Here is a 12,215-nt window from a genome sequence, read left to right as displayed (position 1 = left end):
ATTGGCTATGAACCGTAGCGAACTTGTTGCTGCTGTTGCAGCAAAGACCGATAACTCCCAGGTTGCCGTCAACGGTGTGCTGGATGCCGTGTTCGAAGTTTTCGTCGAGCAGATCTCCCAGGGCGAGAAGGTTTCCATCCCAGGTTGGTTGGCAGTGGAGCGCACCGATCGTGCCGCTCGCACCGGCCGTAACCCACAGACCGGCGAAGCCATCCAGATCCCAGCAGGCCACTCGGTCAAGCTGACCGCTGGCTCGAAGCTGAAGGCTGCTGTCGCTAAGAAGTAGTCGACCTTAAAACTTATGTAACCCCTTGGGGTTTCAGTAGGGCGGGGATTCTCCTAAGCGGGAATCCCCGCCCTAGTTTTGTCACTGCCCGCTATCGGCGGATCCGTACAGGGCCCGGAAATGATATTTCCGACTAGCTTCTACCTGACGTAGAATAGAATTCGGTAGTTGTTCCAGTAGGGCCAGCAAAGGAAAGCATGCAGATCCGTTCCGCAGCGCCGCGCGTCATACGCGGATGGATTGCTGCCGCGGTATGCTCCTGGACAGCCTTTGCCGCACACGCCCAAGCCACCCCAACCGTGGCATCGGGAATGATCATGCTACTGATCACCTGTGTCTCGGCCGTGATCGCTATGGCGCTTCTAAGTCGCAAATTCACCCTGCTTGGCACTAGTTTGGTGGTGCTGCTGAGCCAAGGGTTGTACCATTTCGCGATGTCGGTGATGTCGCATCCCGCGCATCAGCTGGTCACTACGAACGCTACTGGTGCGCACGCACACCATGTCACCTCGCTCAACGTGGTGACGCAGGGTGGACCCAATGAAGCTGACTCCATGATTCTGGCTCACCTCTTAGCGGCGGTGGTGAGTATTTTCCTGCTGCGCCAAGGAGAACGGATTGTGCTGGTGCTGGCTGAAGTCTTTAGCCTTGCCACCGTCCGACGCATCCTGACGGTGCTTCGTGCGATGGGTCTGCCGGTCACCAGGCAACAGGTTACGGCCTGGGATGAGCAGCCGGTTCGCCCCCAGTCGCGAACGCTTCTGCCATTACTTCGCGGCCCTCCGCTGCAGGTATTGATTTCCGCTTAGCCACAGCCCATCAATACCGGCACTGCACCCGGTCTACGGCCACCATGGCCAAGGGTGGAGAACGAAGGATGAACCCCTTATGAATAGCATTGCAGTTAACCGTGCGCGCACCACTTCACTACGGCTTCTGATCGCAGCGGTGCTCGCACTGAGCGCGATCTTTGTCAGTGGCACCGCGGCCACCGCTCATGATGACCTGATCGGATCGACTCCCGAATCCGGAAGTACCGTCACCGAAATTCCCAGCGAGATTGTGCTGAACTACTCCGGTGAACTCCAAACCTTGGCAGACGGTGGCGGCACCGTTGTGGTGATCACCGACGGCCAGGGGGAGCAAATTCCCAACGAATTTGAGATCACCGGCCGGGATGTCATCGTTACCCCAACCACGGAACTCAGCAATGGTGATTACACCGTCGCCAGCCGGGTGATTTCCTCCGACGGGCACCCCGTCGAGAAGAGCATCAGCTTCACTGTCGCAGCCGAAAATGCGGTAGCTGAAGAGGACGAAACAGCAGCGGCCGAAGCCACCGAAGCACAAAATGAGCCGAGTGCCGAGCCGAGCGACGCCACCGAATCTGACACCGAATCTGGGACAACGAACACGGTATTGTGGATCGTCCTGGGCGTGGTTGCTGCAGGTGCTGCCGTGGCCGTATTGGTGAACTTCACGCGCCGGAATAATACCAAGTAAATTAGCACACCCATTCTTTAGGGCTCCTCGGGCTGCCGCAATAACGCGCGTCAGCCGAGGCACGCCTGCAACTGGCATACCCAATTCGCGGCCACAGCTAATACACGCATGCCCGAAATTGCGATGCGCCGAAAGTGAGTCATCCCAATGAAACTGTCAACCCACCCCACCCCTAAAGTTGCCGCACTGCTACTTGGCGGCGCCCTGCTGCTGACCGGTTGTTCGCAAGCTGCCGCAGAGAACCAGTCGGAAGCGAACCCGGAGCTGAGCCAAGCAGACGCCTTGGAAGTCACCGAAAGCTGGGCCAAGGCCGCCGACACCGGAATGAGCGCGGCCTTTGCCACATTGCGCAACGATACTGAACTGTCCATTGAACTGGTTTCGGTGAGTGATCCCGAGAACGGAACCGAAATGCAGGTCCATGAAATGGCCGGGTCCGGTGAGTCCATGGTGATGCAACAAATGGGTGAACCCTTGGTGATCGAAGCGCACAGTACGGCTGAGTTAGCACCGGGCGGCGACCACATCATGTACATGGGGCTGAATGAACCGTTGGTTCCGGCCGAAACCTCGACGTTGACCCTGAGCTTTGCTGACGGATCAAGCAAGGACGTGGACTTTGCAATTCGCAACTACGACGGTGCTAACGAGAGTTACCACGAGGATGGACAGCAGGGTTCGGCAGACCACTCCGGTGACCACTAAATGAGTAAATCAATTGCACAACCCTCACGCCGAGTGGTCCTCTCCTCTTCAGCGGCGGCGGCCATTGGGGGAGTCGTCTCAGGCTTTGGTCTGAGCCGGGTCATCACACCGGAACCGGCCGAACCCAAGCAAGAGCTAACAACTGCTGCCTACCGTGAATTTTTCGGTACCTACCAGCATGGGATTCTGGACGACCCGCAAGCCCATGCGGTCTTCCTTGGGGTGGACTTGGTGACCGATGGCTTGGACGCAGCCGCGCAACGCGAGCGGTTACGTTCCATTCTGCGACTACTCACCGATGATGCTGTGCGGCTCACCAGCGGGCGCGGGGTTTTGGCTGATACCGAGCCCGAAATGGCCGCCATGCCAGCTAACCTCACCCTGACTGTGGGGCTGAGCGGAGCAACGATCCAGCTGATCGGTAGCTCCTTGGCGCCGACCAGCCTGAATCCGCTACCGGAGTTCACGGTTGATCGGCTACAAGAGGAATATGGCCAGTCGGATCTGATTGTTCAGCTCTGTGCCGAGGATCCTACGGTGTTGGCTCATGCGGTACGTGCCATCCGCAAAAATCTGCGCTCGATCACCACCGTGAAGTTCGAACAGCGTGGGTTCACCCACGCGGCGTCCTCCCAACCAGCAGGCTCGCCGTTTCGCAATCTGTTCGGTCAGGTCGATGGGACCGCTAACCCCACGGGGCAAAACCGTGAGATCGCGGTCTTTGGGTTTGCCCCCGAAGAAAGCTGGTTCCCGCACGCCACCACCTTGGTGCTACGGCGGATTGCCATGGACCTGGACGGCTGGGATGAGCTGGACCGGCCGGGACGCGATATGGCGTTGGGGCGGCGGCAGAGCGACGGTAGCCCGCTCTCGGGGAGTAAACCGGAAGATCCGGTGGATCTCAGCGCGCTCAACGAACTAGGCTTGCCGCGGGTTTCGGCCCACGCACACGTGGCCCGAGCAATGCCCACCAGTGGTTCGGAAGTGTTGTGGCGTCGTGGCTACAGTTACCTCGACGGTGCGGATGCCGGATTACTGTTCGCCAGCTACCAACTGGATGTGGAAGCCAGTTTCATTCCGGTCCAGCGCCGACTGGCGGAACTGGATGCACTGAACCAGTGGATCACCCCGATCGGCTCGGCCGTATATGGGATTCTGCCGGGAATCAGCGAAGGAATGTACCTCGGACAGCAGCTGTTCGAAGCCGCCGGGCAGCCCTAGTAACTGCGCGCCGTACCCCGCAACCAGTGGGGTACGGTGCGGGCGATGTGAGATGTACCGCTGCGATGACCGGGCAGTGGGCTCGCAACCGCGCACAATGAGATGATGGGAAGGCTATGGCCACAGAATCACGCGAATCCCAAGACCTATCGCCGAGGACCACTGCGCCCTCACTGACACGGTTCCTGCTTCCAGGAATCCTAGCGATGGTGGTCGCTTTCCTCCTCGCGGTGCTGATCAGCGGTATCGCCGCGCCACGATTATTGGCAGATCCCGGGGCCTTGGTGCGCTGGAGTCTACCGATCAGCCGCACCATCCATCACACCGCGATGGCGATAACCATCGCCGCGTTGGTGTTTGCCGCGTGCATTATTCCGCGCAGTACTAAATCGCGGCGCGCCACCGCTGAAGACCCGAGCACCGACGCAGGCACACCGCATGCTTCCTTTAGTCGCGCAATGAACATTGCCGCCGGCGCCGGCGTGGTGTGGACCCTCTCCGCAGCCTGCGTCATGTTGCTGACCTTCTGGGATTTGGCCGGTCTGCAGATCAGCTTCGCCTCCAATTACACCACCGCAATACTGGATTACATCCTAGAAATCACCACCGGACGGGCTTGGGCGTGGATGGTGGTGATCGCAGCGGTAGTGACCTCCTTGGCCTTGGCCATCCGCTCGCAGATCGGTGTCGGGCTGAGCGCTGCGTTCTCTTTCTTTGGAATTATTCCGCTGGCATTCATTGGCCACGCTGCCGGCGGGGATGACCACTATGCCGCAGTGAACAGCATCGGATTACACCTGTTAGCCGTGGTGCTCTGGTTCGGCGGAATCCTGATGTTGGGCCTGTTGGCGCCCACGTTGGCCGGGCAGGCACCGGGCCGCTTTCAACAGCGCCCCCTGCTGCTGGGGGTGGTGTTGCGCCGGTATTCGACTATGGCCAGCATCGCGATTGTTCTGATGGCAGGTTCCGGCCTGGTTTCGGCGATGATTCGTATTACTAGCTGGGAGCAGTGGCTCACCCCGTACGGTTCACTCGTTATTGCCAAGGTAGTTCTGACCTTGGCCTTGGGTGTGCTGGGGCTCGCCCACCGGCAATGGATCATCCCGAAACTCTTGGCTGGGAAGGTCAGTGCACTGGCCGCCGCGTGGCGGGTGGTCGCGGTGGAAGTCGCACTGATGGGCGCCACGATGGCCGTGGCGACCGTGCTCTCACGCACCGCCCCACCTACCCCGGATACCCCGCCGGTGGAACCAACTCCGGCACGTCTGCTCACCGGGTATGAGCTTCCCGAACCACTGGTAAATTCCAGCTGGTTCACGGTCTGGCGCATCGACTGGTTGTGGGTAGCCATCATCGTTTTCTTGCTGGGCTTCTACCTGTGGGCCTTCACCACGCTGCGGCGACGTGGGGATAAACCTAGCGTGCTGCGCATGATCAGCTGGATAGTGGGCCTGCTGGCCCTGTTCTATGTCACCAGCGGCGCACCAGCGGTTTATGGCAAGATCCAGTTCTCCGTGCACATGATCGATCACATGTCTTTGACCATGATTGTGCCGATTTTCTTGGTCCTTGGTATGCCGATCACCTTAGCCTTGCAAGTCTTACCCACGCGCACCGATGGCACGCGTGGGACCCGCGAATGGATCCTCTGGCTGGTGCATTCGCCCTATTCCAAGCTCATCACCCACCCGATCTTTGCGGCGGTGAACTTTGCTGGCTCGATCGTGGTCTTCTACTTCAGCCCAGTACTAGAACCGGCCATGCGCTACCACGCCGGCCACGAGCTAATGATCGTGCACTTCTTGCTAACCGGATATCTCTTTGTGCTGAGCCACATTGACGCGGACCCGATTCCGTTCCGGTTCAACTATCCTTTCCGTTTGCTGATCTTGCTGGCCACCGTCGCCTTCCATGCCTTCTTCGGGGTCGCGCTGATGGGGATGGATACCCTCTTGGCCGGAGACTGGTTCGGCAATATGGGCCGTGATTGGGGACCGAGCGCGATCGATGATCAAGTAGTTGGCGCCGGGATCATGTGGGCGATCGGTGAGGTGCCCACCTTGGTGATTGCTATTGCCGTCATGGTTTCCTGGTCGCGCAGCGACGACCGCGAGAAACGGCGCGTGGACCGTCAGGCCGACCGTGATGGGGATGCTGAGTTGGCGGCCTATAACGAAATGTTTGCACAGCTAAAGCAGCGGAACCAGAGAGGGCAGCGTGGCTAAGAAACGTATCAACCGGGGGATCGCGCTGAGCCTGCTGGCCGCAGTGCTGCTCAGCGGATGCTCGAGCAGCACTGACGTTGAACAGATGCCGCAGGATGAGCTGCATCAATCCTTGCAGGAAAATCAGCAATCGCAACCAAGCCCGAGCGCCCAACCAACCGAGACCTCAGCCGAAGAATTAAGCACGGTGGAACTAGCCACGCAGGTGGGCGCCGTGTTTGCCGCGGAACTCGGATTCGATCAATCGCAGCGTATTTCCGGGGAGCAGCTGGCCGAACTGGCTCAAGCCCCCACCGATACCCTGGCCGATGTCGTGGTGCTTCCGGGGCAATGTGAGGCACCTCTGGAAGCCTTGAATTGGTCACCGGCACAGCTGGGCACGGATGTGGCACGGACCGATTTCACCAATGGGGCGGGCAACGTCACCGGGTCGATTGAGGTGGCCGAGCTAGACGGCCGTGAAAGCCTTGAAGAGCACTTCCGTACCGTGCTGACCATGCGCACCGAGTGCTCTTCGATCAAGCTGAACTGGGTCGAGTTCACCGAAACTTTGAAGTTCAGCAACCCAGCGGTTGAAGCGGTGGAATCGCAACTGGCGTATACCCGGCGTGGGAACTCCGCAACCGCGCAGGACACCGTGGTGCTGATTCAGAGCAAGGGCGAATATGTGGCGATGGTGTCCTTTATCGCCGCCACCTCGTTATCCGATGACACCATCAACCTGGTGGGCAAGCAGATCCTCGACAGCGTGCTGGCGCAGCTCTGAGTATCCGCTCCGACCAGCTGAGCACGCCGCGCTACATGAACGACTCAGATCTCGTTTGTAGCGCGGCGTTTGCTTGCTGATTTTCGCGCAGATAACCGTGGAATCGGGTTGCCGTGCAGGCCCTTGCCCAGAGGGTGTGTCTGCATCCCTCAGACTCCGTGCTGAACGTTGTTTCGACTACTCAGCCGGGGAGCGGTACGGATGTGAGAAACCGCTCGTGGCCGGGATGCGTAGCCTCACGTCATGCGAGTATCGTGCGGGAATAGCCGGGACTACTATGGAGTTAACCTTGGTAATCCCTTCGTCAATCTGAGGAGCCCCCCACCGTGAGCCCTGAAACATCTTCTGTCCGTGCCTCATACAAGGTGCGAGGATCCGAACTGGTCGGGCGTAATTGGTTGAACACCGGGGGAAAACAGCTGAACCTCGAAGCGCTGCGGGGCAAGATCGTCATTCTAGATTTCTGGACCTTCTGCTGCATCAACTGCCTGCACGTACTCGACGAATTGCGTCCGCTGGAAGAAAAGTACCGTGACGTGCTGGTCACCGTCGGCGTGCACTCACCAAAGTTTGAGCACGAAGCGGATCCCGAAGCCTTGGCCGCAGCCGTAGAACGCTATGAGATCGAGCACCCGGTGCTTGATGACCCGGAGTTGGAGACCTGGCAGGCTTACTCGGCACGCGCTTGGCCAACCTTGGTGGTGCTGGACCCGGAGGGTTACATCGTCGCGCACCTCTCCGGTGAGGGACACGCCTCTGGTCTAGAGTCCTTGGTTGACGAGCTCATTACCGAACACGAAGTCAAGGGCACCTTGCACCGCGGAGACGGCCCTTATGTGGCACCTGAAGCACGCGAAGGTGACTTGCGTTTCCCCGGTAAGGTCCTGCCACTGGAGAATGGGAACTTTCTGATCGGTGACTCGGGCCACCACCGGCTAGTTGAGCTGGCTAACGACCTGACGACCGTGGTGCGCACCATCGGTTCCGGGGAACGTGGCTACGCGGATGGAGATGCGCAGCAGGCGGCATTCAATGAACTACAGGGGCTGACCGCACTGCCGGCCGAGCTAGCCGCCGAGGTTGGCTACGACGTGGTGGTGGCCGATACGGTCAATCACCGGCTACGTTCGGTGAACCTGGCCACCGGCGAAGTAGGAACCTTGGCCGGTAATGGGGTACAGCGTTTACTCGACGCGGAAACCGCACGGAACTCCGAACAGTCTGCAGAGTTGGGTACCGATGCGCTGAATATTTCGCTCTCCTCGCCGTGGGATGTGGTGTACCACCCCAATGGCAAGGTCATTATTGCGATGGCTGGCACCCACCAGATTTTTGCCTTCGACCCACGAACCGACGCGGTCAGCGTCTTTGCTGGCACCGGTTTGGAAGGCTTGCTCGATGGACCGGCAGCCGAATCATGGTTTGCACAGTCCTCCGGGCTGAGCATCGACGCCCACGGCACCATCTGGGTGGCTGATTCGGAAACCAGCGCACTACGCAGCATCACCGTAGACGAAGAAGGTAACGCCCAGACAGTATCCACCGCAATCGGCACCGGACTGTTTGACTTCGGGTTCCGTGACGGAGCTGCCGAACAAGCACGGCTACAGCACCCCTTGGGTGTAGCTAACCTGCCCGATGGATCGGTCGCTATCGCGGACTCCTACAATGGCGCGGTGCGTCGTTTTGATCCAAGCAACAACACCGTCTCCACCTTGGCCACCGGATTAAAGGAACCAGCAGACGTGCTGTTGGATACCTCGGTGGACGGCGATCCAGTCTTGCTGGTCGTGGAAACCAACGCGCACCAGCTGGTGCGCATCCCGATCCCCGCCGAGGCGTTGAGCGTGGACGAGGGTGCCAGCCAGACCCAACGCCCACGCACTAAGGTCCGAGCCGGCGAACACCAGATTACGGTGCGCTTCGCGGCCCCGACCGGACAGAAACTCGATGACCGCTGGGGAGATCCCACTCAGCTGAAGATCTCGTCCAGCCCCGAAGAGCTGCTGCTCGACGGTGCCGGAACCTCGGTGGGTCTGCTGCGCACCTTGCAGCTCAACCCGGAGGTTAGCGAAGGAGTACTGCACATCACCGCCCGGGCCGCGGCCTGCGATGGTGAGCCCGGCGGTGAAATCCCGGACCACGCTGCATGCCACCTCTACCAACAGGACTGGGGAATCCCGTTGGTGTTGGACGCCGAGGGGGAGAACGAACTGCTCTTGGATCTACGCGGTATCAACTAACCCCTGCCAAAGAGTCCTTGCACGCGTGTGCAAGGACTCTTTCGCGCCTGCTGGGATGGCTTAGTTTGCGGGAATGAGCTTGCCGCTTTTTGCAAGTTCCGGCACCGTGCAGGAAGATAAATCGAAGCAGCAGGGACGACGTTTTCCAGCACGTAATTTGGAGATGCTGACCTCCACCCGGCGGGCACGAGTGGCTGCATTCTTGGTGGATTTCACCCAGCGCACCCATTCCCATCGAGCCATGGGGGTCAGACTTTCCCAAGTCTGTGTCAGATCGCTGGCCGCAGCCAACGCCTGGTGCAGGTCGTCAGGAACCGATGTTTCCGGCCAGTTGGCTGCAGTTCGCGCCCGAAATTCAAGGTGCTGCGCTGCCCCGGTGACGCCCAAAGAGCTGGCCTGATCGGTGAGTGGAAGCCAATGTCCGCGCCGCCCATCGGGTTCGATGACAATCACCGGCCGCGGCTCGGTCTCGCTCAGCAGTTCCACTGCCACTTGTCCGCGACTGGGTAGCTGCTGGCTGGATGGCTCATCAAATTCAAGAATCAGACATTCCCCGATGTAACGGGTCAGCCCGCTGAGCTTGAAAGTCGACTCGGTGGGTTTCATCAGCTGTACTCCTTTGCGGTAACGCCTCGAAAATACCACCACAGGCTCAATCGCGCGAGACCCGGTCGTGATTCGGGCGCGCTGTCTTGAGCTGATTGGCTGGCTAGTAGCCGTCCTAGATGCCCGTGCGCCGCGGGGCAGTTAGACTGGGGCTCAGGGAGGACGCCGGTTCGGTCAGTGACCGGCGAATGTAATTCGTGGCGACTAAAATGTTCCGGGCCTTGTCAATCCGTAATTATCGGCTCTGGGTGATCGGTGCACTCGTGTCGAATATCGGCACCTGGATGCAACGGGTGGCCCAGGACTGGCTTGTGCTCACCGAACTCACCGATTTAGATGGCACCGCCACCGGTATCGTAACCGGCCTGCAGTTCCTTCCAATCTTGATTTTGGGGCCTTACGCCGGGCTGATCGCTGACCGCTACGATAAGCGCAAGGTTTTGATGTGCACGCAAAGTTTCATGGCGCTCTGCGCCCTGATTCTCGGGTTGCTCGTGGTGGCTGATACGGCGCAGCTGTGGCACGTGTACATTCTGGCGACGGCACTGGGCGTTGGGTCTGCCTTCGATGCCCCAGCCCGTCAAGCTTTTGTTTCGGAAATTGTTCCGGGAACTCACCTGACCAACGCGGTGGCCCTGAACAGTGCAAACTTCAATCTGGCACGCCTAGCAGGACCGGGAATCGCCGGATTGGTCATCGCGGCCGTCGGTACCGGCCCGGCGTTCCTGATCAACGGGGTTTCTTTCCTCGCCGTGCTCTTTGCCCTGACCTCGCTGGATCGGACACAAATTCGCGCCGCTACCCGGGTGAAACGTGGCAAGGGACAGATCCGGGACGGATTCGGGTATCTACGCGGCCGCCGTGATCTGTTATTGGTCTTCGCCTTGGCCTTCGTGGTGGGGACCTTTGGACTGAACTTTCAGCTGACCAATGCGATGATGGTCGCTGATGTGTTCGGAGTGGGGGCTGGAGAATACGGGATTCTTGGTTCGGTAATGGCGATCGGCACCTTCGCCGGGGCGTTGCTCGCCGCTCGACGTTCTCGGCCACGCTGGCGCTACATTATCTTCGGCGCGATCTTCTTCGGGGCCAGCGCGCTGACAAGTGCCCTGATGCCCAACTACATTCTCTTTATGCTGTCGCTGATCCCCATTGGGCTCTGCGCCCTGACCTTTTTGAACAGCTGCAATGTGATGATTCAAACCTCGGTACCCGGACAGTATCGGGCGCGCGTATTGGCGCTGTACCTGATGGTGGTCCAAGGCGGTACTCCGATCGGCGCCCCCTTGGTGGGCTGGTTGGCCACTTTGTTTGGGCCGCGCATGGCCGTTGGGGTGGGGGCGAGCCTCTCGCTGATCGCGGGCCTACTGGCTCTGATCCTCTGGCAAAAATTCCGGGCCGACGCGGTTCCGGTGCGTGTGCAGATGCAACGCATCCTTACCCGGCGGGCGCGCTAGCAACCTGTTGATCACTCTCGGACAGCGGTCGCACACTGACCTCGGTGGTACTGGTCTCTAGCTTGGCATGGAATCCAAAATCGGATTTGATGACCTTGTTTTCCAACGCACCGGTACGCAGATCCTGTTCGGTCAGATGCAGCTCGGTGCTGACCGTGAGAGGGCTAAGCACCCAGGTGCCGTTGTAGTAGGAGACTTCAGGTGGTGAGTAGTCGACGATCTGCCAATCAATCGATTCGGCGTCCACCCGGGCGGTGGTGTGATAGGCGAACGGACAATCGCTTGGCATGAGCACCTTTTGCTTGGTGCACTCCTGCAGGTAGTCCCGCACCTGATCATTGATTGCCGAGGTGAAATGCTCGGTAGGTTCGGTGCGAAGTGGGATCTGAACCGGGTCGCTGGACGGGGCGGTAATCACCACGCCACGGGTATCTGCCTGAAAGTTCGTGGTTTCGAACCCGGCATCAAGAACGGCAGGATAAAACACCGGTAACGTCGCACGGCCTTCCGCTAATGGGATCTGCTGTTCGTTGACTGACACTTCATTGACGGTATTGGCCTTAACCAACACCGTCGGAAGAGCCGTCTGTTCAAACTCCCACTGATCGAAAAACAACCATGACTTGCCAGCATGGCGCAACGCATAGGTTGAACTATGATCCACACCTTCGGCCTTGTAATGTGCCGTCACCGTGACACGTTCTGGATCCTGCGGGTCACTGACCGGCCGGTCCACCGTGAACTCGCTAATGCCTTGCTGGGTGCGTTGCAGCACCTCACCGTCCAAAGCTACTGCGTCCCCCTCGGGAACGGTGGCATTGAGTAACCCGAGGGCCTCGGCTCCCTTACCCGCAACCAGCAACTGCTGGAACGTCTTGACATGAGAAGATGCGGAAAACACCGTGCGATTAGAAATGCTGATAGCAAGGATCAGCAGGACGACCACGGCCAGTGCGGTAAGAGCCCAACGTACCGCTATACGTGGTGCAGGATTCGAAGCGTTCATGTCTTCTTAAGGCTAGCTGTTGCACCGCCCAGTTCGTAAATCAACGACGTCTGCAACACCGCCGTGTCCCCAACAAGCTATGCAAAGAAACTTGTCCTAGAAATTGTGCCGTTTGCCCTGCGAAGTCCAGCAGCGGATTGGAAAGAGCTTCGGTTTCAGCGTTCCGCGCGATGCTGAAGTCGCGGTCTGCGAGACTC

The 12,215-nt window shown here is 59.3% G+C and carries 11 protein-coding genes; 9 read left to right on the top strand and 2 right to left on the bottom strand.

Annotated elements, in window-relative coordinates; translation table 11 throughout:
* Position 1: 1 nt before the first annotated feature.
* The 8 genes from ACQQZ8_RS12185 (at position 2) to ACQQZ8_RS12150 (ending at position 8,949) form a co-directional block, all read left to right on the top strand.
* Positions 2–286 carry an HU family DNA-binding protein gene (locus ACQQZ8_RS12185; RefSeq protein WP_431710066.1) on the top strand — a complete coding sequence of 95 codons (285 nt, stop codon included), beginning with the start codon at positions 2–4 and terminating at the stop codon, positions 284–286.
* A 197-nt stretch (positions 287–483) separates the two neighbouring features.
* Positions 484–1,095 (top strand): hypothetical protein, encoded by a 612-nt coding sequence (locus ACQQZ8_RS12180; RefSeq protein WP_431710065.1) that lies wholly within the window; start codon positions 484–486, stop codon positions 1,093–1,095.
* Between the two features lie 79 nt (positions 1,096–1,174).
* A complete protein-coding gene (locus ACQQZ8_RS12175) occupies positions 1,175–1,789 on the top strand; it encodes a copper resistance CopC family protein (RefSeq protein ID WP_431710064.1) in 615 nt (204 codons plus the stop codon).
* A 147-nt stretch (positions 1,790–1,936) separates the two neighbouring features.
* Positions 1,937–2,494, top strand: coding sequence for a copper chaperone PCu(A)C (locus ACQQZ8_RS12170; protein ID WP_431710063.1), 558 nt, complete (start codon positions 1,937–1,939; stop codon positions 2,492–2,494).
* Positions 2,495–3,715 carry a Dyp-type peroxidase gene (locus ACQQZ8_RS12165; RefSeq protein ID WP_431710062.1) on the top strand — a complete coding sequence of 407 codons (1,221 nt, stop codon included), beginning with the start codon at positions 2,495–2,497 and terminating at the stop codon, positions 3,713–3,715.
* 116 nt (positions 3,716–3,831) lie between these two features.
* Positions 3,832–5,940, top strand: coding sequence for a cytochrome c oxidase assembly protein (locus ACQQZ8_RS12160; protein WP_431710061.1), 2,109 nt, complete (start codon positions 3,832–3,834; stop codon positions 5,938–5,940).
* The gene (locus ACQQZ8_RS12155; protein ID WP_431710060.1) at positions 5,933–6,706 is read left to right on the top strand and encodes a hypothetical protein; all 774 of its coding nucleotides are present in this window, start codon (positions 5,933–5,935) and stop codon (positions 6,704–6,706) included. Before ACQQZ8_RS12160 ends, ACQQZ8_RS12155 begins: the two co-directional genes overlap by 8 nt.
* Positions 6,707–7,032: 326 nt before the next feature.
* Positions 7,033–8,949, top strand: a complete 1,917-nt coding sequence (locus ACQQZ8_RS12150; protein WP_431710059.1) for an NHL domain-containing thioredoxin family protein — start codon at positions 7,033–7,035, stop codon at positions 8,947–8,949.
* Between the two features lie 60 nt (positions 8,950–9,009).
* On the opposite strand, the gene ACQQZ8_RS12145 is transcribed toward ACQQZ8_RS12150, so the two are convergent.
* Positions 9,010–9,555: a YdeI/OmpD-associated family protein gene (locus ACQQZ8_RS12145; protein WP_431710058.1), complete on the bottom strand. Its 546-nt coding sequence runs from the start codon at positions 9,553–9,555 to the stop codon at positions 9,010–9,012.
* A gap of 197 nt (positions 9,556–9,752) precedes the next feature.
* On the opposite strand from ACQQZ8_RS12145, the gene ACQQZ8_RS12140 reads away from it, so the two are divergent.
* Positions 9,753–11,012 carry an MFS transporter gene (locus ACQQZ8_RS12140; protein ID WP_431710057.1) on the top strand — a complete coding sequence of 420 codons (1,260 nt, stop codon included), beginning with the start codon at positions 9,753–9,755 and terminating at the stop codon, positions 11,010–11,012.
* Here the strand turns inward: ACQQZ8_RS12140 and ACQQZ8_RS12135 are convergent.
* Positions 10,993–12,018: a hypothetical protein gene (locus ACQQZ8_RS12135; RefSeq protein WP_431710056.1), complete on the bottom strand. Its 1,026-nt coding sequence runs from the start codon at positions 12,016–12,018 to the stop codon at positions 10,993–10,995. The two genes, ACQQZ8_RS12140 and ACQQZ8_RS12135, sit on opposite strands and share 20 nt — an antisense overlap.
* Positions 12,019–12,215 lie beyond the last annotated feature (197 nt).

Source organism: Glutamicibacter uratoxydans (genome assembly GCF_050753455.1).
Classification (GTDB): domain Bacteria; phylum Actinomycetota; class Actinomycetes; order Actinomycetales; family Micrococcaceae; genus Glutamicibacter; species Glutamicibacter uratoxydans_A.
This window is presented reverse-complemented; position numbering and strand designations above follow the sequence as displayed.

Bases quoted from the DNA above. Each gene is read 5' to 3' on its own strand.
- ACQQZ8_RS12180 (WP_431710065.1), top strand. From the start codon at position 484: ATGCAGATCCGTTCCGCAGCGCCGCGCGTCATACGCGGATGGATTGCT.
- ACQQZ8_RS12175 (WP_431710064.1), top strand. From the start codon at position 1,175: ATGAATAGCATTGCAGTTAACCGTGCGCGCACCACTTCACTACGGCTT.
- ACQQZ8_RS12170 (WP_431710063.1), top strand. From the start codon at position 1,937: ATGAAACTGTCAACCCACCCCACCCCTAAAGTTGCCGCACTGCTACTT.
- ACQQZ8_RS12165 (WP_431710062.1), top strand. From the start codon at position 2,495: ATGAGTAAATCAATTGCACAACCCTCACGCCGAGTGGTCCTCTCCTCT.
- ACQQZ8_RS12160 (WP_431710061.1), top strand. From the start codon at position 3,832: ATGGCCACAGAATCACGCGAATCCCAAGACCTATCGCCGAGGACCACT.
- ACQQZ8_RS12145 (WP_431710058.1), bottom strand. From the start codon at position 9,555: ATGAAACCCACCGAGTCGACTTTCAAGCTCAGCGGGCTGACCCGTTAC.
- ACQQZ8_RS12135 (WP_431710056.1), bottom strand. From the start codon at position 12,018: ATGAACGCTTCGAATCCTGCACCACGTATAGCGGTACGTTGGGCTCTT.